This window comes from Thalassospira sp. GO-4 (assembly GCF_023588965.1).
Taxonomy (GTDB): domain Bacteria; phylum Pseudomonadota; class Alphaproteobacteria; order Rhodospirillales; family Thalassospiraceae; genus Thalassospira; species Thalassospira povalilytica.
This window is the reverse complement of sequence record NZ_CP097807.1, coordinates 1,013,734-1,034,629: the sequence shown is the minus strand read 5'-3', so window position 1 is coordinate 1,034,629 and position 20,896 is coordinate 1,013,734. Positions and strand designations below refer to the sequence as shown.

Genomic DNA, 20,896 nt, shown 5'->3' with positions numbered 1-20,896 from the left:
AGATATGTATCCGTTGATTGTATTCCTGCCCCTGATCGCGGCAGCCATTGCCGGGACCATCACGCTGGTTGGCGCCATGTCGACCGCCAAAGATGCCCCGCATGACGCGCATGGTCACCACCATCATGGTGTTTCTTCGGCTGATCGTGTGGCACAGCTTGTCACCGTTTGCGGTGTTGTTATTGCCTTTATCATTTCGATCTTTGCCTTTGTGGACGTCGCGCTTGGCGGCAACCCGCAGACGATCGAACTGTTCACCTGGATTTCTTCGGGCAGCTTTGATGCATCCTGGGCCCTGCGTATTGATACGCTGACCTGTGTGATGCTGATCGTTGTGACCGGGGTTTCCTCGATGGTGCACATCTATTCGATCGGCTATATGTCGCATGACCCGGACAAGCCGCGCTTCATGGCGTATCTGAGCCTGTTCACCTTTGCGATGTTGATGCTGATTACCGCCGACAACCTGATCCAGCTGTTCTTCGGCTGGGAAGGCGTTGGTCTTGCATCCTATCTTCTGATCGGTTTCTGGTATTCCAAGCCGTCGGCATCTGCTGCTGCGATGAAGGCCTTTATCGTCAACCGTGTTGGTGACTTTGGCTTTGCCCTTGGTATCTTTGCCGTCTATGTGCTGTTTGACAGCGTTCAGTTCGACGTCATCTTTGGCAATGCCGAAGAAGTCGCTGGTGCGACGCTGATGTTCCTGGGGCATGAATTCTCGGCGCTGGAAATTACCTGCTTCCTGCTGTTTATCGGCGCGATGGGTAAATCGGCACAGCTTGGTCTGCACACCTGGCTTCCGGACGCAATGGAAGGCCCGACCCCGGTTTCCGCACTTATTCACGCGGCAACCATGGTGACGGCCGGCGTATTCATGGTCGCACGTCTGTCGCCGATCTTTGAATATGCTGAAACCACCCTGATGATCGTGACCATTGTTGGTGCGACCACGGCATTCTTTGCCGCAACGGTTGGCTGTGTTCAGAACGACATCAAACGCGTGATCGCATATTCGACCTGCTCGCAGCTCGGCTATATGTTCTTTGCGTGCGGCGTGTCGGCATATTCGGCTGGTGTCTTCCATCTGATGACGCACGGTTTCTTCAAGGCGCTTCTGTTCCTTGGTGCCGGTTCTGTCATCCACGCGATGTCTGATGAACAGGACATGCGCAAGATGGGCGGTATCTGGAAAATGGTTCCGCTGACCTTTGCTGTGATGATGGTCGGTACGCTTGCCATTACCGGCTTCCCGGGTCTTGCAGGCTTCTATTCCAAGGACCTTGTCATCGAAAGTGCCTATGCGGCACATACCGGTGTTGGTCTGTATGCCTTCTGGGCCGGCATTCTTGCTGCTCTGATGACCTCGTTCTATAGCTGGCGTCTTGTGTTCATGACCTTCTTTGGTGCGCCGCGCGCCGATGAACGGACCATGGCACATGTTCATGAAAGCCCGGCTGTCATGACTGGTCCGCTGCTGTTCCTGACCATTGGTGCGGTCTTTGCCGGCTGGTTCGCCAAGGACTGGTTCGGTGGTGGCGACTATGAAGAAATGCTGTCCTTCTGGAACGGCGCCATCTTCATGGCCGAAGGTCACCAGGCGCTTGAACATGCGCACCATGTTCCGGGTTGGGTCAAACTGGCACCGTTTGTTGCCATGGTTACCGGCTTTGTCATTGCGCTTGTGATGTACAAACTGGTGCCGTCGCTTCCGCGCACCCTGGCGAACACCTTCAACGGTCTGTATCGCTTCGCGCTGAACAAATGGTACTTCGACGAACTCTATGACAAGATTTTCGTCAAGCCGGCCTTTGCACTTGGCTATGGCTTCTGGAAATCGGGTGATGGTGCCATCATTGATGGTTGCGGTCCGGATGGTGTTGCTGCTGCTTGCCGTAACATCGCACGTCGCGTCAGCGCCATTCAGAGTGGTTTCGTCTATCACTATGCATTTGCAATGCTGATCGGTATTGCAGCGCTGGTCTCCTACACAATTTGGAAGATGGGTTAACGGGCGATGAGTGATTGGCCAATTCTTTCGATCGTCACCTTCTTGCCGCTGGTCGGTGCAGCTCTGCTGCTGCTGATCAATGGTGAAGAGGCGACTGTTGCCCGCAATTCCCGTTGGGTTGCGCTTTGGACCTCGGGGTTCACCTTCCTCGTCTCCTTGATGCTGTGGGTGAACTTCGATGCAACGACCGCAGATTTCCAGTTCGTCGAGCAGGCGGACTGGATGCCGGGTCTGAACATTTCCTATCACATGGGCGTTGACGGAATTTCGGTTCTGTTTGTGCTGCTTGCGACCTTCCTTACGCCGATCTGTATTCTTTCGGCATGGGAAGCAATCCAGAAGCGCGTGAAGGAATATATGATCGCCTTCCTCGTTCTTGAAACGATGATGGTCGGTATGTTCAGCGCCCTTGACGGTCTGCTGTTCTATCTCTTCTTCGAAGGCGTCCTGATCCCGATGTTCATCATCATCGGTGTCTGGGGCGGTCAGCGTCGCGTCTATGCGGCATTCAAGCTGTTCCTTTATACGCTTCTTGGCTCGGTCCTGATGCTGGTTGCGCTGCTTGCGATGTATTTCGAAGCTGGCACCACCGACATCCCGACCCTGATGGAGCACGGGTTCAGCTATAATATGCAGCTGTGGCTGTGGCTGGCATTCTTTGCATCCTTCGCGGTCAAGGTGCCGATGTGGCCGGTTCATACCTGGCTTCCCGATGCCCACGTTGAAGCACCGACTGCCGGTTCGGTTATTCTGGCTGGCGTGCTGCTGAAAATGGGTGGTTACGGTTTCCTGCGTTTCTCGCTGCCGATGATGCCGCTGGCATCTGAAACCTTCGCGCCGCTTGTTTTCACCCTGTCGATTGTTGCAATCATCTATACGTCCCTGGTCGCACTGGCCCAGCAGGACATGAAAAAGCTGATTGCGTATTCGTCGGTCGCTCACATGGGTATCGTGACCATCGGTGCATTCACCTTTAACCAGCATGGTATCGAAGGTTCGATCTTCCAGATGCTGAGCCACGGTGTGGTTTCGGGCGCGCTCTTCCTTTGCGTTGGTGTTGTCTATGACCGCATCCATACCCGTGAAATTGACGCCTATGGCGGTCTTGTTCACCGTATGCCGAGCTACGCACTGATCTTCATGTTCTTCACCATGGCGTCTGTTGGTCTGCCGGGGACGGGTGGGTTCGTTGGCGAAATCCTTGCACTGCTTGGTGCATTCGAAGCCAACACCTGGGTTGCGTTCTTTGCCGCAACCGGTCTGATCCTTGGTGCGGCTTATGCGCTGTATCTCTATCGCCGGATTATTTTCGGGGCACTCACCAAAGAGAACCTGAAAACCATCCTCGATCTGAGCCCGCGTGAATGGCTGATCTTTGCGCCGCTGGTGGTCATCGTTCTGTGGATGGGGGTCTATCCGGTCTCCTTCCTCGACATCATGCATGTTTCGGTTGAAAACCTCGTCAACCAGGTCGAAACGGCACAGGCTGCAGCGGCACATGCCGCCCAGCTGGCCGCGAATTGAGGGGAATGAACATGGGAGTTTCTATGCTCAACCTCGGGGCCGCACTGCCCGAAATGTTTATGGCAGTTTCTGCCTTGGCGCTGTTGATGCTTGGGGTTTTCGCCGGCAAGGACAAAGCGTTCCGTACTGTTTCCTGGCTGGCAGTTGCCGTTCAGGTCGTTGCCATCATTCTTGTGATGACGGGCGAGGGCGGTACCGCGTTCTTTGGACAGTTCAGTGCTGATGCATTTGCCAAGTTCTGCAAAGTCATGATCCTGATCGGTTCTGCAACCGGCATCATCATGGCGATGAACTTTGCCGAACGTGAAAATATGGCACGTTTCGAGTTCCCGATCCTGATCACCCTTGCCACCCTTGGCATGATGGCGATGGTATCGGCAACCGACATGCTGTCGCTGTATCTTGGTCTCGAACTTCAGTCGCTTGCACTTTATGTCGTTGCTGCTATTCGCCGTGACACCGTGCGTTCGACGGAATCTGGCCTGAAATACTTCATCCTTGGGTCGATCGCATCGGGCATTCTGCTGTATGGCATGTCGATGGTGTACGGTTTCACCGGTTCCACCAATTTCGGCGTCCTTGCAGAAATCCTGACGGCTGGCAATCTGCCGGTTGGTGCGATGGTCGGCATGGCCTTTATCTTTGCCGGTCTGTGCTTCAAGGTTTCCGCTGTTCCGTTCCACATGTGGACCCCGGACGTTTATGAAGGTGCGCCGACCCCGGTCACGTCCTTCTTTGCGGTTGCGCCGAAGATCGCCGGTCTTGCACTGTTCATCCGTGTCGCAATCGGCCCGTTTGGCGGTGTTGTCGAAGACTGGCAACAGATCATCGTTCTGATCTCGATCCTGTCGATGGCTGTTGGTTCGTTCGCGGCCCTGCGTCAGGAAAACATCAAACGTCTGATGGCCTATTCGTCGATCGGTCACGTTGGTTTTGCGCTTGTCGGTTTGGCAGCAGGCACCAAGGATGGTGTTACCGGTATTCTGGTTTATCTTGGCATTTACCTTGTCATGAACCTGGGCACCTTTGCCGTTATCCTGTGCATGCGTCGTAACGACCGTATGGCCGAAGAGATCACCGATCTTGCCGGTCTTGCCAAAACCAAGCCGCTGATGGCTGCGATCACCGCGATCCTGATGTTCTCGATGGCGGGGATCCCGCCGCTGGCTGGCTTCTTTGGCAAGTTCTATGTCTTCAAGGCGGCTGTCGATGCCGGTCTTGTGACGCTTGCTGTTATCGGTCTCGTGACCTCGGTTGTCAGTGCGTATTACTATCTGCGCATCATCAAGGTCATGTATTTCGACGAGCCGGTCGAAGGGTTCGATCGCAATGGCACCGAGATGAATGTGATCATGGCTGTTGCCACGATCGTCATCTTGGCCTTTGTCTTCTTCCCGAACCTTCTGATGGACAGCGCAGCGGCTGCTGCGGCATCCCTGTTCGGAATGTAAGCATGACAGCGCGAACGATCCGTCTTCCCGAAGGTTTCTACCTTCATGAACTGGAAGCGATCGACAGCACAAATGATGAGGCCAAGCGCCTCGCAGACAAGGGCGCCCAGAGTGGCGCCCTTGTTCTAGCAAGAACACAAACGTCCGGTCGCGGTCGCCGCGGCCGTGCATGGTCCTCGCCGGTTGGCAATCTGTATTCATCCCTGTTGTTGCGCCCGACCTGTTCGCTGGCCGAAGCCGCACGGCTGACCTTCCTGATTGCGGTCTCGATGGCCGAAGCGGTCGAAATGGTGACCGGCAATCAGGTGCGCCCCGATTGCAAATGGCCAAACGATCTGATGGTCAACGGACGCAAGATTTGCGGTATTCTTCTGGAAAGTGCATCCAATCAGGGATCGGCGACCGACTATCTGGTGATTGGGACCGGGGTGAATGTTGCCTTTGCGCCCGATGATGCCGAACGACCGGCGACATCGCTTTCGGCGCTTGGCGCACCGGTTTCGGTAGACGAGCTTGTATCGACCTATCTGGCGCGGATCGCCCATTGGCTTCCAATCTGGGAGGACAAGGGATTTGGCCCGGTTCGGGAAGCCTGGCTGTCGCGAGGTTACGGGATTGGCCAGCCGGTCGTGGCTCGATTGACCGAACGTGAACTTTCAGGAACGTTTGTCGGACTTGATGATGATGGTTCACTTGTCCTAAGAGAAGACAACGGAACCGAACACCGTATCGGGGCGGGCGAAGTTTTCTTTGCCACCGGATCTGAATGATTACCTTGCGATTTAGCGGAGGCCTGTAAGCATCATGTTGCTTGCGATTGACGCCGGGAACACCAACATCGTCTTTGCTGTTTTTGATGGCGATACCATCAAGGGACAGTGGCGCTGTTCAACCACCACCGAACGGACGGCAGATGAATTGGGGGTTTGGCTCCATCATCTGTTTGCGCTGGCAAATGTGCCGGTTGATGCGATTAGCGGTGCCATCATCGCAACTGTGGTTCCGGCTGCGGAATTCAGCCTCAAGACCTTGTGTCGCCGTTATTTCAGTGTCGAACCGATGGTGGTCGGCGATCCTGCGGTTGATCTTGATATGAAGATCATCATGGATCGCCCCAGCGAAGTCGGTGCAGACCGTCTTGTCAACGCGGTTGCCGCCCATCAATTGTTTGGCGGGCCGCTGGTCGTGCTTGATTTCGGGACGGCCACGACTTTTGACGTTGTTGATGGCAATGGTGATTATCTGGGCGGGGTGATTGCCCCGGGGGTCAATCTGTCGATCAAGGCATTGCATATGGCAGCCGCCCAGTTGCCGATGGTTGCCATCGAAGCCCCGCGCAATGTGGTCGGGAAAAATACCGTCGAAGCCATGCAATCAGGTGTCTATTGGGGCTATGTCTCGATGATTGAAGGCCTGTTGGCAAGGATCCGGAAACAGCAAAATCTTGATTATATCAAAGTCGTGGCGACTGGCGGACTTGCGCCGCTATTTGCAAAGGCTGTAGATGAAATTGAACATTTGCACGGCGATCTGACCATGTTGGGTCTTTTGATGATTTATCGTCGCAACAGCGACAAGATCGCCAAACAGGCCTGATCAGACCTGATCAGGTTTGCGCCGGGGGCGGGCATGTTTTGCGCCCCTGATCTGAGCGTCGAAAATAAAGGATTACGGTCAGTGGATTTGTATTTGCCAAAAGACGAAGTGTTGTTCGTGCCGCTTGGCGGTTCGGGCGAAATTGGCATGAACCTGAACCTTTATGGCTACGATGACCAGTGGCTGATGGTTGATATGGGGGTTTCCTTTGGTGAGGAAGGGCTTCCGGGTGTTGATGTTGTCATGCCTGACCCGTCCTTTATCGAGGACCGCAAGGACAAGCTGCTTGGTCTTGTTCTGACCCATGCCCACGAAGATCACCTTGGGGCTGTGCCATATCTTTGGCCGCGGCTGAAATGCCCGATCTATGCAACGCCGTTTGCCGCCGAATTCCTTAAGGCCAAGCTTGCCGAAACCGATTTCGCCGATCAGGTGCCGATCCATGTGATCGAACTTGGCGGCCGGTTCAAACTGGGCTGCTTTGACATCGAATTTGTCACCATGACCCATTCGATCCTTGAACCCAATGCGCTTGCCATCCGCACGCCCAAGGGATTGATCGTTCATACCGGCGACTGGAAATTTGATCCCGATCCGCAGATCGGCGAAGCATCCGATGTCAAGAAGCTTGAAGCACTGGGCGACGAAGGCGTCATGGCGCTGGTGTGCGATTCAACCAATGTCTTTTCCGAAGGCAAAACCGGATCAGAAGGCGAGGTCGCCAAAAATCTGTCGACCCTGTTTAAGGAACATCCGCAAGGACGCATTGCGGTTGCCTGCTTTGCGACCAACGTTGCCCGTGTTCAGTCGGTGATCGAAGCCGCGCATGAAAATGGCCGTTGCGTCGGACTTGCCGGGCGATCACTTAATCGCGTGACAGAAGCAGCCCGCGAAGTCGGTTACCTTACCGGCTATCCGAACCTTTTGTCCGACGAAGAGGCAATGGAAGTCCCCAAGGATCAGGTGCTTTTGATTTGTACCGGATCGCAGGGTGAACCGCGCGCGGCCCTTTCTCGGATCGCCAAGGGTGACCATCCGACGGTGGAACTTGATCCGGGTGATACGGTTGTGTTTTCCGCCCGCGAAATTCCGGGGAATGAAAAATCCATCGGCTATATCCAGAATCTTTTGATCCGGCGCGGGATCAAGGTCATTACCGCCCGCGATGAGCCGATCCACGTATCTGGCCATCCGGGACGTGAAGACCTGACACGGATGTATCAATTGACCCGCCCGCAAATTCTGGTGCCGGTGCATGGTGAAACCCGCCATCTGTGCGAACAGGCGGCATTGGGGGCGGAATGCCAGATCCCCGAACAGGTCATTCCCCATGATGGTACGGTCATTCGGTTGTCACCGGGCAATGCGCATGTGATTGGCGTGGCGGATGCGGGAATTCTTGCCCTTGATGGTGGTCGGCTGCTGAAACGTGATGCCGATACCATCCGCAACCGTAACCGGATTGTCTGGAACGGGGTCATGTTTGTCACCGTGGTCCTGAACCAGTTTGGCGAGATGGTGAACGATCCGATGATCACCGCGCCCAGCCTGTTTGATGAACCCGATGACCAGACGCGGCTTGATCATTTTGCTGCGGAAATCGGCAACCGGATTGATCAGCTTAATGATGATGAAGTCCTTGATGATGCGGCGGTTATCCTTGCCGTCCGTCAGGCATTGCGTCGTCCGGTACGTCAACGCCTTGGCAAACGGCCATTGATCGAAGTCCATCTGGTGCGGGTAACCGAAAAGGGCTGATGGCGCAATCAATGCGACCCTGATCACAGTCCATTGGGCGGGCGCGCGGATAATAACCCTTTCGACGAAATGGGGAATTGTCTTTTGGCGTCTGCCTATCCTAGATTGTCGGTGATCGGGCTGATCATATTCGCAGGAGCAAGACCATGATTGGACGGCTGAACCATGTCGCCATTGCCGTACCGGACCTTGAAGCAGGGATCGCGCAATATCGTGATGTCCTGGGGGCCAAGGTATCAGAGCCACAGGACGAACCCGATCACGGCGTAACCGTTGTGTTTGTCGAATTGCCCAACACCAAGATCGAATTGCTGTATCCGTTGGGAGACAATTCACCGATCAAGGGATTTCTGGAAAAGAACGCGTCGGGCGGTATTCATCATGTGTGTTATGAAGTCGACGATATCCTGGCTGCGCGCGACAAGCTTCAGGCAAGTGGTGCGCGTGTGCTCGGTGACGGCGAACCGAAGATCGGCGCGCATGGCAAGCCGGTGCTGTTCCTGCATCCCAAAGATTTCAACGGCACACTGGTCGAACTTGAACAGGTTTGAGCCCGCGTAAATCATCATTTGGCATCATCCGACCAATCGGGCAGGGTACATCCATCCTGCCCGTCCTATCAGCACCACCATCAAAAGAGATCTTCATGAACTGGTTTTCGGGACTTCTGGTTTACATCGTTATCTGGTGGCTGGTGCTGTTCATGGTGCTGCCGTTTGGTGTGAAACGGGCAGAAAATGTTGAACCGGGTCATGACAGCGGCGCCCCGCAAAAAGCCCATATGTGGAAAAAGGTGCTGGCAACCAGCCTGATTTCAGCCATCCTTTGGGTGGTTGCGGTTTTCGTTATCACCAGCGGCATGATCGAAGTCCGTCCGCCAAAATAATACCGGGTACGGTCAAACCACCAAAACAGGCCCGCCAACAGAAAACCCCGCACGAAATGCTGCGGGGTTTTGTCATTTTATGCTGCAAGGAGAACCGGGATCAAAGCGGCGGGCAAAAAAAAAGCAAGATCACAAGGATCTTGCTAAGATGCTATTTTTATAGCTGTTTTCCCGTAATCTTTTTATGCTTCCTCCTAAGACCTGGGCTTCTTGGCACAGGTTTTAATTCGACGTCGCGCCTGCTTCTTGTATGCTTATTGGCAACAAAGCCTCCCGCAATTTTATGAGCGGCTGCGATACGCCTTCCGCAACGATCTTGCGTCGAAAGCGGAGGACTAAAAAGCCACATGTTTCAGTTTTATGCAAGCTGTTTTGACCAAACTTCACAAATGTTTCGATGCTGCAGTGCACACAGATAGGGTGAAACTAAGAGATGCATAATATTCCATTGGTCGAACCTATGTTAAGCCGTGGTTTTGGTCATAAAATCAGACTATTGGCGGCTGTCGCCGTATCATTGCTGGTGACGGGGCCGATATCTACGGCACTGGCGCAGTCCGAATCCCCGCTGCCAACCAAACAGGATGAACCGGCATCGGGCGAAGCCGACCCCGCGGGTGCCGGTACGGAAACCGCAAAGCCCAAAATCATCGTGTCGCGATCAGCCTGCAAGGCCCTGGTACAGCATGTTCCCGATGATGATGTTGCCTACAAACCCGGCGTCGATGTTCACGGCAACAAGGTTGTTGGTGCCGATCTGGACGGGGGCAGCGACATCACCAAATCCCTGCCGAAACAGATCGAATTTCCGGTTACGCTGGATTTCTTTGAATATAGCGGCATCGCAGTACCAAGCGGCATGAGCGGCGAGCAATCTGTCGGCAAAATCACCTATCGCAATGGCAGGGTGTATTTCAATGACCAGCCCCTGGGCGATAATGCCTATGATGATGAATTGATTGCGGCATGCCGTGCGGCGGGTTTCCGGTAACCTGGCGATGGTGGAACTTTGGTCATCGCAGTTTTGCCATCATTGAAAATTAGGGTCCGCATTCAATTGCATGTGAACCTTATTTGGGCGGGGACCAGATAACCGAAGTTCCGGCTTGCGTTTCGGGCAGCTCTGTCGCATTTTCCGGGCAAGGTATTCAAACACCCAAATATTCAGATTTGATCATCACGAGGCATTGATGCGTCTTTCCCAGTTCTTCCTGCCGACCCTGAAGGAAACCCCGTCAGAAGCACAGATTGCTTCTCATCGTTTGATGCTGCGTGCCGGTATGGTCCGTCAGCTCACGGCCGGGATTTATTCATGGTTGCCGCTTGGTTACCGTGTTCTCAAAAAGATCGAGCAGATCGTTCGTGAAGAACAGGACTCCGTTGGTTGCAACGAATTGCTGATGCCGACCATTCAGCCGGCCGAGCTGTGGCAGGAAAGTGGTCGTTATGACGATTACGGTCTTGAGATGCTGCGCATCACCGACCGTCATGATCGCAAGATGCTGTTTGGTCCGACCAACGAGGAAGCGATCACCGATATCTTCCGCAAGGATATCCGCTCCTACAAGCAGCTGCCGCAGCTGATGTATCATATTCAGTGGAAATTCCGCGACGAGATCCGCCCGCGCTTTGGCGTGATGCGTGGTCGTGAATTCCTGATGAAAGATGCCTATTCTTTTGATATCGATTACGAAAGTTCGCGTCACGCCTATAACAAGATGTTCCTGGCTTATTGCCGCACCTTTACCCGTCTTGGTGTCAAGGCGATCCCGATGGTGGCCGATACCGGGCCGATCGGCGGTGATTTGAGCCACGAATTCATCATTCTTGCCGATACCGGCGAAAGCGAAGTCTTCTGCGACAAGAAGTGGCTGGACAAGGATCTGAGCGGCAAGGGCGTTGACCTTAATGACCGCACTGCACTTGAAAACTGGGTGCAGGGTACGCTGGTTGACTATGCCGCGACCGAAGAAAAGCACGATGCGGACAACAGCCCGATTTCCGGCGACGACCTGATTGCGACGCGCGGTATCGAAGTTGGCCATATCTTCCATTTCGGCACCAAATATTCCGAACCGATGGGCGCGACTGTTCTGGGCCCGGATGGCAAGGAAGTGCCGGTCATGATGGGATCGTACGGTATTGGCGTTTCGCGTCTGGTTGGCGCACTGATCGAAGCATCGCATGATGAAAACGGCATCGTCTGGCCGGATGCGGTTGCACCCTACAAGGTTGGTTTGATCAACCTGCGTACGGGCGATGACGAATGCGATGCCGCCTGTGAAGATGCCTATGGCAAGCTGACCAATGCCGGTGTCGAGGTTCTTTATGATGACCGCGATATCCGTGCTGGCGGCAAGTTTGCCGATATGGACCTGATCGGTCTGCCATGGCAGATCGTGATCGGTCCGAAGGGCCTTAAAAACGGTGTTGTCGAATTGAAAAACCGCAGAACCGGTGAAAAAACAGAAGTCACTTTCGAAGCGGCTCTGAATCAGATCAGCGCCTGATAGACCTTGTTCAAACGGGGCAGCGATTGCTGCCCCGTTGCCATTTCCGGTTCTGGATATATCTTAACCTGTTCAAACCGTTTCCCGACCCGCTTCCACAAGGATAGATTGCCCATGTTCAGTCCGTTCGAACGTATGGTGGCCTTCCGCTACCTGCGTCCACGTCGGCAGGAAGGCTTTGTTTCCGTCATCGCCATCTTTTCGTTGCTTGGCATCATGCTTGGTGTTGCAACGCTGATTATCGTGATGTCGGTGATGAACGGTTTCCGCGCCGAATTGCTTGGCCGTATTTTGGGGCTGAATGGGCATATTTCAGTTTATGCCCAGGGCAATGGCGGCATTGGTGATTATGCCAACATCGAAAAGCAGATCGCTGAAAACGGCAATGTCATGATGACGGTGCCGGTGGTCGAAGGCCAGGTCATGGCGTCCAAAAATGGTCGCGCATCGGGCGCTATTGTGCGCGGCATGCGCCCCGAAGACGTCAAGAAACGCAAAACCATTGCCGACAATATCGTTTTCGGATCCCTTGATGATTTCAAGGGCGATGACACCGTGATCATGGGCGCACGTCTTGCCATGAAACTTGGGGTCGGGGTTGGCGATACGGTCAATCTGATATCGCCCAAGGGCAATGTGACGGCATTTGGTGCCGTGCCGCGGGTGCGTGCATATAAGGTCGCCGGTCTGTTTGACATCGGCATGTATGAATATGACAGCGGCTTTATCTTCATGCCGCTATCAGCAGCCCAGGTCTATTTCCGTCTGCCCGAAAAGATCACGCATTTCGAAGTGATGCTTGATGATATATCGGCGCTTGACGATACCATGGACCAGTTGCTGACAACTCTTTCCGGTGAAAGTCTGCGCCTTGTAAACTGGCAGCAATCCAATGCCGGATTCTTTAACGCGCTTCAGGTGGAACGCAATGTCATGTTCCTGATCCTGACGCTGATCATTCTGGTCGCGGCCTTTAACATCATTTCGGGCATGGTGATGCTGGTAAAGGACAAGGGGCGCGATATAGCGATCCTGCGGACGATGGGGGCAACCCGCCAGTCGATCATGAAGGTCTTTTTCCTGGCCGGGGCATCAATTGGTGTCTTGGGCACGATCAGTGGCCTGATCATCGGGGTTCTGTTCTGTCTGAATATCGAAAATATCCGTCAGTTCATCCAGAGCCTGACCGGAACCGATCTGTTTAACGCCGAGATCTATTTCCTGTCGCAGCTTCCGGCAGATATGGATGTTGGCGAAGTGGTAATGGTTTGCATCATGTCGCTGAGCCTGTCGTTCCTTGCGACCGTGTATCCGGCATGGCGCGCATCACGCCTCGATCCGGTGGAGGCCCTGCGTTATGAGTGATCTTATCAAAACCACTGCTGAACAACGTTCGCGCAATGTCGTGCTGCGTCTGGAAAAGATTGATCGCATTTTCAATCAGGGTCCGGATCAGCTCGAAATTCTGAAATCGGTCGATCTTGAAATCCATCAAGGCGAAATTGTTGCGCTTGTCGGTCCGTCGGGTGCGGGCAAGTCAACGCTTTTGCAGATTGCCGGACTTTTGGAAAAACCCGATGGCGGGCTGGTTTCCATTGGTGGAAAGCGTAGCACGGATCTGTCGGACCTTGCGCGGACCGAAATGCGCCGGAACCATATCGGCTTTGTGTATCAGTACCATCATTTGCTGCCGGAATTTTCGGCCTTGGAAAATGTGGTCATGCCGCAAATGATCAATGGGCTGAAACGGTCCGAGGCCGAAGAACGCGGTCTCGAACTTCTGCGGTGCCTTGGTCTGGAAAAACGCGCCGATCATCGTCCTGCGCGTCTGTCAGGTGGTGAACAGCAACGCGTTGCCATTGCGCGTGCACTGGCCAATGTGCCCGATGTGCTGTTTGCTGATGAACCGACCGGTAACCTTGATCCGCATACTGCCGATACGGTGTTTGGCATGTTGATGGCACTGGTGCGTGAAACCGGTCTGGCGTCGCTGATTGCGACCCATAACCCGGAACTGGCGCGCCAGATGGATCGGGTTGTGACCCTGCGCGATGGTCATCTGATCGAACTTGACCGGGCTGAACTTTCCTAATCGGTCAAAATTCTTTAAGCTGATTTCCAGCGTCGCTTCGCATTCTAGCAAAGCGGCGCTTTACCTGCCTTTTGTCTTATTTTCCGGGGTTAGACTTCGATGGAAAACGGTTTCGTCCATCTTCGTGTTCACACCAACTATTCGCTTGCCGAAGGTGCCATCACGACGAAGGAGCTTGCCAAACTTTGTGCAGCCGATGGCCAGCCCGCCGTTGCGATGACCGATACCGACAATATGTTCGGTGCTCTTGACTTTGCCGGCGTACTGAGTGGTGGTGGCGTGCAGCCGATCCTGGGTGTCCAGATGGGGGTCGAGCGGTTTGGTGATAAACCGGCCGTTGGCAAAATTGCCCGTGAACCGATGCCCGATCGACTGGTGCTGATTGCCCAGAACAAGGAAGGTTATTTCAATCTTCTGAAAATCGTGTCACGCGCCCATATGACGTCCGAAGCCGGGAGCGAGCCCAAGGCGCTTTATGACCATATTCGGAAATATTCCGGACATATCATCTGTTTGACAGGCGGCCCGACTGGTCCGCTGGCCCGCTTGCTGGCCGATGAACAGGTTGAAAAGGCCGAAGAATGTCTTGCGCAGCTCAAGGATATTTTTGGCAACCGGCTTTATATCGAACTGCAACGCCATGGCGAGGAACTGGAAGACCTGGTGGAACCGGGGCTGATCAAGCTTGCCTATGATCATGATGTTCCACTGGTTGCGACCAATAACTGCTACTTCCCGTCGGCAGATATGTATGAAGCCCACGACGTCTTCATCTGTATCGGGCAGGGGGCGGTTGTCGGCCAGGAAGATCGCTGGAAACTGACGCCCGATCATCGGTTTAAAACCGCAGCAGAAATGCGCGAACTGTTTGCCGATATTCCCGAAGCCTGTGACAACACACTTCTGATCGCCAAACGCTGTTCCTGGCATGTCGAAAAAATTGACCCGATCTTGCCGCCATTTGATTGCGGTGAAGGCCGGACAGAGGTCGACGAACTGCGTCACATGTCAGAGGAAGGGTTGAAAGGCCGCCTTGAAAAATATGTCTTTACCGAAGACATGTCGGATGCCGAAAAAGAAGAAATCGCCAAACCGTATTGGGAACGTCTGGATTATGAGCTGGGCATCATCAACCAGATGGGGTTCCCGGGTTACTTCCTGATCGTTGCCGACTTTATCCAGTGGGCGAAGGATCATGACATTCCGGTCGGACCGGGTCGTGGTTCGGGTGCCGGTTCGCTGGTTGCATATGCGCTTTTGATTACCGACCTTGATCCTTTGCGGTTCTCGTTGCTGTTCGAACGTTTCCTTAATCCGGAACGTGTGTCCATGCCCGACTTTGACGTCGATTTCTGTCAGGACCGGCGCGGCGAAGTTATCGAATATGTGCAAAAGAAATATGGCCATGACCGCGTGGCCCAGATCATCACATTCGGTAAGTTGCAGGCAAAGGCAGCCGTGCGCGACGTCGGGCGTGTGTTGAGCATCCCGTATGGTTATGTCGATAAAATCTGTAAAATGATCCCGGGCGACCCGGCCAAACCGATCCCGCTTAAGGAAGGGATCGATATGGAACCGGATTTGCGGCGTATTGCGCGCGAAGACCCGGACATTGACCGACTGCTGTCGATCGCCATGCAGATCGAAGGTCTTTATCGTAACTCCTCGACTCATGCCGCCGGTGTTGTGATTGGTGACCGCGATCTTGACGCGCTGGTCCCGCTTTATCGTGATCCGCGCTCGGACATGCCGGTAACCCAGTTCAACATGAAGTTTGTTGAAAATGCCGGTCTGGTGAAGTTCGACTTCCTGGGTCTTAAGACGCTGACGGTGATTATCGAGGCCGTCAACCTGATGCGTCAGCGCAAGGATGTCCCGCAAAACTTTGATATCGGGGCTATTCCGCTTGATGATCGTGCGGCGTTCAAGCTTTTGTCTGCAGCCGAAACGGTTGGCGTGTTCCAGCTTGAATCCCAGGGGATGCAGGACGTGTTGCGCGGCCTGAAGCCAGATACGCTAGAAGACATTATCGCTGTTGTGGCCCTGTATCGTCCGGGGCCGATGGATAACATTCCCCATTACATCGCGCGTAAGCACGGTCAGGAAGAACCTGACTATATGCACCCGATGTTGCAGCCGATCCTCGAAGAAACCTATGGCATCATGATCTATCAGGAGCAGGTCATGCAGCTTGCCCAGATCATGGCGGGTTATTCGCTTGGTGGTGCTGACCTGTTGCGTCGCGCAATGGGTAAGAAAATTGCCGAAGAAATGGAAAAACAGCGCGGGCTGTTTGTTGATGGTTCCGAAAAGAACGGCGTCGATCGTGCCCAGGCGTCTGATATCTTTGATCAGGTCGCAAAGTTCGCATCCTACGGCTTTAACAAATCGCACGCGGCGGCCTATGCGCTCGTGGCGTATCAGACTGCCTATCTGAAGGCGAACTATCCGGTCGAGTTCATGGCTGCTCTCATGACGCTCGATATGCATAACACCGAAAAACTGGCGGTGTTCAAGCAGGAGGTCGAACGGCTTGAGATCGAAATTCTGCCACCATGTGTCAATAATTCCCAGGTGGCGTTTTCGGTTGAAAACCATGACGGGGTTCGCAAAATCCGATACGCGCTGGCGGCGGTTCGAAATGTCGGTGATGCGGCGATGGAAAGCCTTGTCGCCGAACGCGAAGCCAACGGTCCGTTCAAGGACATTACCGATTTCGCATCACGCATCGACAGTCGCGCTGTCAACAAACGTCTGCTTGAAAACCTTGTGCGGGCAGGGGCGCTTGATTGTCTGACGCCCAACCGCAAGGTCATGTTTGAAAATGTCGATAAGGTGATTGCCGTCGCGCAGCGTGAAATGCAGGCGCGCAATGATGATCAGATTTCGATGTTTGGTGACAGCAGCGGCTTTGGCAAGGACAAGATCCGCCTGCCTGATGATCGTGACTGGGTGCCGATGGAAAAACTGACCGAGGAATTTTCCGCCATCGGTTTCTATCTGTCAGCACATCCGCTTGATACATTTGGCAAAAGCATCCAGCGGATCGGTATTGCCCCGATCAAGGAACTGCCCGCGCGCATGCGTGCCCAGAACAAGGGCGCCATTCGTCTTGCCGGGACATTGATCAATGCGCGTGAAATGATTTCAAAAAAGAACGGGTCAAAGTTTGCCTTTGTCATGTTCTCGGACCCGACCGGAAGCTTCGAGGTTGCCTTCTGGGCAGAAGCATGGGCGGCTTATAAGGAAATCATCAATGCGGGGCGGCCTGTTCTGTTGATTGTGGCAGCGGAAATGCGCGAAGGACAGCTGCGCATCCAGGGACAGCGCGTTGAGGATCTTGAACAGGCTGTTGCTGGCGCGGCCGAGGGTATTCGTATTCGCCTCAATCGTCCTGACCCCGTACCGGAAATTTGTCAGCTTCTTGCCGATGCCGGCAAGGGACGGGGGCTCGTGACGCTTTCATCTGTCTGCGATGACGGTCGCATGGCCGAAATTGAACTTGAAGACAAATACAAGGTCGGGCCGTCGCTGATTGGTGCGATTGGCGCAATTCCGGGTGTGGAATTCGCCGAAGAAATCTGATGATTTGACGTCGAAACTGTCCGCGTGTCGGGCAAAGGTTCCCGGATCGCGCAGAAATGCGTACTTTAGGGCTTGCATTCTTGTCGGGACGGGATTAAAACCCGCCCCGAACATCGCACGCGAAAGAGCGGCGACTGCCGTCATATGGCAACTCGTCCATCCGGTGTTTCATGCATGAGGCATGAGATTCCCTTTCGCGGAGGTATTAACCGGAAAAAGGTAGGAACTATTATGGCATTGCCAACCTTTACCATGCGCCAGCTCATGGAAGCTGGTGTCCACTTTGGTCACCACACCCGCCGTTGGAACCCGAAGATGAAAAAATTCATCTTTGGTGCACGTAACGACATCCACATTCTGAACCTGCAGGAAACCGTTCCGATGCTGCATCGCGCGATGCAGGCAGTTCGTGACGTTACCGCATCTGGTGGTCGTGTTCTTTTCGTCGGTACCAAGCGTCAGGCTTCCCCGATCATCGCAGACGCTGCAAAGCGTTGCGGCCAGTACTATGTGAACCATCGCTGGCTCGGCGGCATGCTGACCAACTGGAACACCGTTTCCAACTCGATCAAGCGCCTTAAAGAACAGGAAGAAATCCTGTCTTCTGGTGCAGAAGGTCTGACCAAAAAAGAAATCCTGAACCTGACCCGTTCGCGCGATAAGCTTGAGCGCGCGCTTGGCGGTATCAAGGACATGGGTGGTCTTCCGGACATCATCGTCGTGGTCGACACCAACAAAGAATCTCTTGCCATCCAGGATGCCAAGAACCTGAACATTCCGGTCGTTGCAATCCTCGACTCCAACTCTGATCCGGCAAACATCCAGTACCCGGTTCCGGGCAACGACGATGCGATCCGTGCGATCCAGCTGTATTGCGACCTGTTCGTCGGTTCTGTTCTGGACGGTATCCAGGAAGAAATGACTGCTTCTGGCGCAGATCTCGGCGAAGCGGAAGAAGTTCCGGCCGAAGCAGCTGCCGCAGCTGACGCTGCAGAAGAAGCTTCCGCATAAGTTTCATTTTGTACCTGATGAAACGGCGGCTAGCATGCCGCCGTTTTGTTAGGTGTTCACCTGATCGCGTAATAGGGGCTTAAAAAATGGCTATTACCGCTGCTCTCGTAAAAGAGCTTCGCGAAACCACCGGCGCTGGCATGATGGATTGCAAAAAAGCGCTGTCTGAAACCGATGGTAACCTTGAAGCAGCTGTTGACTGGCTGCGTACCAAAGGTCTTGCTGCTGCTGCCAAGAAAGCTGGCCGTGTTGCTGCCGAAGGTCTGGTTGCTGTTGCTGTTGACGGCACCAAAGGTGCAGTTGTCGAGCTGAACTCGGAAACCGACTTCGTTTCGCGTAACGAAGACTTCCAGAAATTCGTCAGCGAAATCGCAGTACAGGCTGTTTCGGCAAATGGCGACATCGATACCCTTAAAGCTGCTGCGTTCCCGGGTACGTCGCGTAACGTCGAAGAGCAGGTTACCCACATGATCGCCACCATCGGCGAAAACATGTCCCTGCGTCGTTCGGCTGGCCTGTCGGTGGAAAAAGGCGTTGTTGCGTCCTACATCCACTCGGCTGTTGCTGCAAACCTCGGCAAGATCGGCGTTCTGGTTGCTCTGGAATCCGAAGCTGATGCTGCTGTTCTCGAAGGCCTGGGCAAACAGATTGCAATGCACATTGCAGCAACCAACCCGGCATCGGCAACGGTTGATGATCTGGATCCGGAACTGGTCGAGCGTGAAAAAGCCGTTCTGACCGAGCAGGCCAAAGAATCCGGCCGTCCGGCAGAAATCATCGAAAAGATGATCGAAGGTCGTATCCGTAAATATTACGAGCAGGTCGTTCTGGTTGAACAGACCTTCGTTATTGACGGTGAAAGCAAAGTCAAAGCCGTGATCGAAAACGCTGCCAAAGAAGCTGGCAAGCCGATCACCCTGAAGGGCTTTGTTCGCTTCGAACTCGGTGAAGGCATCGAGCGCGAAGAAAAAGACTTTGCTGCAGAAGTTGCTGAGCAGCTGAACAAATAAAACATCTGATCGGAATGGTGCGTTCGTCATCATTTCGTGTATGATCCAGACCGGCGAGGTCGGCAGCGCATATCCGCCCTGTTACTCGCCGGTCTTTTTATATCTGAATTTTGCATTTCCCGATCCGGGGCAGTGCGCTACATCGGCATTTAAGAGGCATTGAGATATGGCAGAAAACGGCCAACTGAAATTTCGCCGCGTTCTTCTTAAGCTCTCGGGTGAGGGGCTTTTAGGGAAACAGCAATACGGAATTGATCCTGAAACGGTTGACCGGATTGCCAGCGAAATCAAAGCCGTTCATGACATGGGTGCCGAAGTTTGCATGGTGATTGGCGGTGGGAATATTTTCCGCGGCGTCAAGGGCGCCTCACAAGGGATGGAACGCGCAACCGCCGACTATATGGGCATGCTTGCGACCATCATGAATGCGCTTGCGGTTCAGAACGCGCTTGAGCGCCACGGGGTTCAGACCCGTGTGCAGTCCGCGATCCCGATGTCCTCTGTTTGCGAACCCTATATCCGCCGTCGTGCTGTTCGTCACATGGAAAAGGGCCGCGTCGTCATCTTTGCAGCCGGGACGGGCAACCCGTTCTTTACCACCGATACCGCTGCTGCTTTGCGTGCGGTTGAGATGGGCTGTGATGCCCTGCTTAAGGGGACGCAGGTTGACGGTGTTTATACCGCAGACCCGAAAACGGACCCGACTGCGGAACGCTATGATCAACTGACCTATATGGAAGTTTTGTCCAAAGATTTGCGTGTGATGGATGCATCGGCTATTTCTTTGGCACGCGAAAATGATATTCCGGTTATCGTATTTTCTTTGCATAATCCGGGTGCCTTTGCAGACGTCGTTACTGCGAAGGGGACGTTTACGATTATTTCGAATGGAGACTGAACGTGTCTGACGTTGCTGGCCTAAAAAAGGACCTGTCCCGCCGTATGGAAGGGGCTGTCGAAGTGTTGCACAAGGAATTCACCGGTTTGCGGACCGGACGAGCCAGTGTGAGCCTTCTTGAGCCGGTCATGGTTGAAGCCTATGGCGTTCCGACCCCGCTTAACCAGGTGGCGTCTGTTAGCGTTCCCGAGCCGCGTATGCTTTCGGTTCAGGTATGGGATAAGTCCATGGTCAAATCCGTTGAAAAAGCCATTCGTGATTCGGGTCTTGGCCTGAACCCGGCTGCTGACGGAACTCTCGTGCGCGTGCCGATTCCGCCGCTGAACGAAGAACGTCGTGCTGAATTGTCCAAAGTTGCTGGCAAATACGCTGAACAGGCCAAGATTTCCGTACGTAACGTCCGTCGTGACGGTATGGACCAGCTCAAAAAATGGGAAAAAGACAGCGAGATTTCCAAAGACGAGCTGCACAGCGAAGAAAAAGAGATCCAGAAGCTGACTGACAAGGTCATCGGCGAGATCGACGAAGCGCTGTCGCACAAAGAACAGGAAATCATGCAAGTCTGAT

The 20,896-nt window shown here is 54.0% G+C and carries 17 protein-coding genes; all 17 read left to right on the top strand.

What is annotated here, in order from left to right; genetic code table 11:
• The first annotated feature begins 4 nt into the window (after positions 1-4).
• The gene (gene nuoL / locus M9H61_RS04960) at positions 5-2,008 is read left to right on the top strand and encodes an NADH-quinone oxidoreductase subunit L (protein WP_068518920.1); all 2,004 of its coding nucleotides are present in this window, start codon (positions 5-7) and stop codon (positions 2,006-2,008) included.
• Positions 2,009-2,014: 6 nt separating this feature from the next.
• Complete coding sequence (locus tag M9H61_RS04955; RefSeq protein WP_068518921.1) at positions 2,015-3,532, top strand: NADH-quinone oxidoreductase subunit M; 1,518 nt, start codon at positions 2,015-2,017, stop codon at positions 3,530-3,532.
• A gap of 11 nt (positions 3,533-3,543) precedes the next feature.
• Positions 3,544-4,983: an NADH-quinone oxidoreductase subunit NuoN gene (gene nuoN / locus M9H61_RS04950; protein WP_324788949.1), complete on the top strand. Its 1,440-nt coding sequence runs from the start codon at positions 3,544-3,546 to the stop codon at positions 4,981-4,983.
• Positions 4,984-4,985: 2 nt separating this feature from the next.
• Entirely contained in the window at positions 4,986-5,753 is a 768-nt protein-coding gene (locus tag M9H61_RS04945; protein WP_250283720.1) for a biotin--[acetyl-CoA-carboxylase] ligase, read from the top strand.
• Between the two features lie 34 nt (positions 5,754-5,787).
• Complete coding sequence (locus M9H61_RS04940) at positions 5,788-6,579, top strand: type III pantothenate kinase (RefSeq protein ID WP_250283719.1); 792 nt, start codon at positions 5,788-5,790, stop codon at positions 6,577-6,579.
• Between the two features lie 81 nt (positions 6,580-6,660).
• Complete coding sequence (locus M9H61_RS04935; protein ID WP_181848943.1) at positions 6,661-8,337, top strand: ribonuclease J; 1,677 nt, start codon at positions 6,661-6,663, stop codon at positions 8,335-8,337.
• A gap of 146 nt (positions 8,338-8,483) precedes the next feature.
• Complete coding sequence (gene mce, locus M9H61_RS04930; RefSeq protein ID WP_008891215.1) at positions 8,484-8,888, top strand: methylmalonyl-CoA epimerase; 405 nt, start codon at positions 8,484-8,486, stop codon at positions 8,886-8,888.
• Positions 8,889-8,983: 95 nt separating this feature from the next.
• Positions 8,984-9,223: a DUF1467 family protein gene (locus M9H61_RS04925; protein ID WP_068518925.1), complete on the top strand. Its 240-nt coding sequence runs from the start codon at positions 8,984-8,986 to the stop codon at positions 9,221-9,223.
• A gap of 460 nt (positions 9,224-9,683) precedes the next feature.
• Entirely contained in the window at positions 9,684-10,214 is a 531-nt protein-coding gene (locus M9H61_RS04920) for a hypothetical protein (protein WP_250283717.1), read from the top strand.
• 199 nt (positions 10,215-10,413) lie between these two features.
• Positions 10,414-11,733 carry a proline--tRNA ligase gene (gene proS, locus M9H61_RS04915; protein WP_250283714.1) on the top strand — a complete coding sequence of 440 codons (1,320 nt, stop codon included), beginning with the start codon at positions 10,414-10,416 and terminating at the stop codon, positions 11,731-11,733.
• A gap of 114 nt (positions 11,734-11,847) precedes the next feature.
• Positions 11,848-13,098 carry a lipoprotein-releasing ABC transporter permease subunit gene (locus tag M9H61_RS04910; RefSeq protein WP_250283712.1) on the top strand — a complete coding sequence of 417 codons (1,251 nt, stop codon included), beginning with the start codon at positions 11,848-11,850 and terminating at the stop codon, positions 13,096-13,098.
• Positions 13,091-13,825 (top strand): ABC transporter ATP-binding protein, encoded by a 735-nt coding sequence (locus M9H61_RS04905; RefSeq protein ID WP_114113330.1) that lies wholly within the window; start codon positions 13,091-13,093, stop codon positions 13,823-13,825. Before M9H61_RS04910 ends, M9H61_RS04905 begins: the two co-directional genes overlap by 8 nt.
• A gap of 99 nt (positions 13,826-13,924) precedes the next feature.
• Positions 13,925-17,410, top strand: a complete 3,486-nt coding sequence (dnaE, locus tag M9H61_RS04900; protein WP_250283710.1) for a DNA polymerase III subunit alpha — start codon at positions 13,925-13,927, stop codon at positions 17,408-17,410.
• 231 nt (positions 17,411-17,641) lie between these two features.
• A complete protein-coding gene (gene rpsB, locus M9H61_RS04895; protein WP_068518931.1) occupies positions 17,642-18,421 on the top strand; it encodes a 30S ribosomal protein S2 in 780 nt (259 codons plus the stop codon).
• An 86-nt stretch (positions 18,422-18,507) separates the two neighbouring features.
• Positions 18,508-19,431, top strand: coding sequence for a translation elongation factor Ts (gene tsf / locus M9H61_RS04890; RefSeq protein WP_068518932.1), 924 nt, complete (start codon positions 18,508-18,510; stop codon positions 19,429-19,431).
• Between the two features lie 166 nt (positions 19,432-19,597).
• Entirely contained in the window at positions 19,598-20,329 is a 732-nt protein-coding gene (gene pyrH, locus M9H61_RS04885) for a UMP kinase (protein ID WP_068518933.1), read from the top strand.
• Positions 20,330-20,331: 2 nt separating this feature from the next.
• Positions 20,332-20,895 (top strand): ribosome recycling factor, encoded by a 564-nt coding sequence (gene frr, locus M9H61_RS04880; RefSeq protein WP_068518934.1) that lies wholly within the window; start codon positions 20,332-20,334, stop codon positions 20,893-20,895.
• Position 20,896 lies beyond the last annotated feature (1 nt).

Excerpts from the sequence above, each read along its gene's own strand:
- rpsB (WP_068518931.1), top strand. The coding sequence starts at position 17,642 with ATGGCATTGCCAACCTTTACCATGCGCCAGCTCATGGAAGCTGGTGTC.
- dnaE (WP_250283710.1), top strand. The coding sequence starts at position 13,925 with ATGGAAAACGGTTTCGTCCATCTTCGTGTTCACACCAACTATTCGCTT.
- nuoL (WP_068518920.1), top strand. The coding sequence starts at position 5 with ATGTATCCGTTGATTGTATTCCTGCCCCTGATCGCGGCAGCCATTGCC.
- proS (WP_250283714.1), top strand. The coding sequence starts at position 10,414 with ATGCGTCTTTCCCAGTTCTTCCTGCCGACCCTGAAGGAAACCCCGTCA.
- M9H61_RS04905 (WP_114113330.1), top strand. The coding sequence starts at position 13,091 with ATGAGTGATCTTATCAAAACCACTGCTGAACAACGTTCGCGCAATGTC.
- M9H61_RS04920 (WP_250283717.1), top strand. The coding sequence starts at position 9,684 with ATGTTAAGCCGTGGTTTTGGTCATAAAATCAGACTATTGGCGGCTGTC.
- pyrH (WP_068518933.1), top strand. The coding sequence starts at position 19,598 with ATGGCAGAAAACGGCCAACTGAAATTTCGCCGCGTTCTTCTTAAGCTC.
- M9H61_RS04945 (WP_250283720.1), top strand. The coding sequence starts at position 4,986 with ATGACAGCGCGAACGATCCGTCTTCCCGAAGGTTTCTACCTTCATGAA.
- M9H61_RS04910 (WP_250283712.1), top strand. The coding sequence starts at position 11,848 with ATGTTCAGTCCGTTCGAACGTATGGTGGCCTTCCGCTACCTGCGTCCA.
- M9H61_RS04955 (WP_068518921.1), top strand. The coding sequence starts at position 2,015 with ATGAGTGATTGGCCAATTCTTTCGATCGTCACCTTCTTGCCGCTGGTC.
- M9H61_RS04925 (WP_068518925.1), top strand. The coding sequence starts at position 8,984 with ATGAACTGGTTTTCGGGACTTCTGGTTTACATCGTTATCTGGTGGCTG.
- nuoN (WP_324788949.1), top strand. The coding sequence starts at position 3,544 with ATGGGAGTTTCTATGCTCAACCTCGGGGCCGCACTGCCCGAAATGTTT.
- M9H61_RS04940 (WP_250283719.1), top strand. The coding sequence starts at position 5,788 with ATGTTGCTTGCGATTGACGCCGGGAACACCAACATCGTCTTTGCTGTT.
- mce (WP_008891215.1), top strand. The coding sequence starts at position 8,484 with ATGATTGGACGGCTGAACCATGTCGCCATTGCCGTACCGGACCTTGAA.
- tsf (WP_068518932.1), top strand. The coding sequence starts at position 18,508 with ATGGCTATTACCGCTGCTCTCGTAAAAGAGCTTCGCGAAACCACCGGC.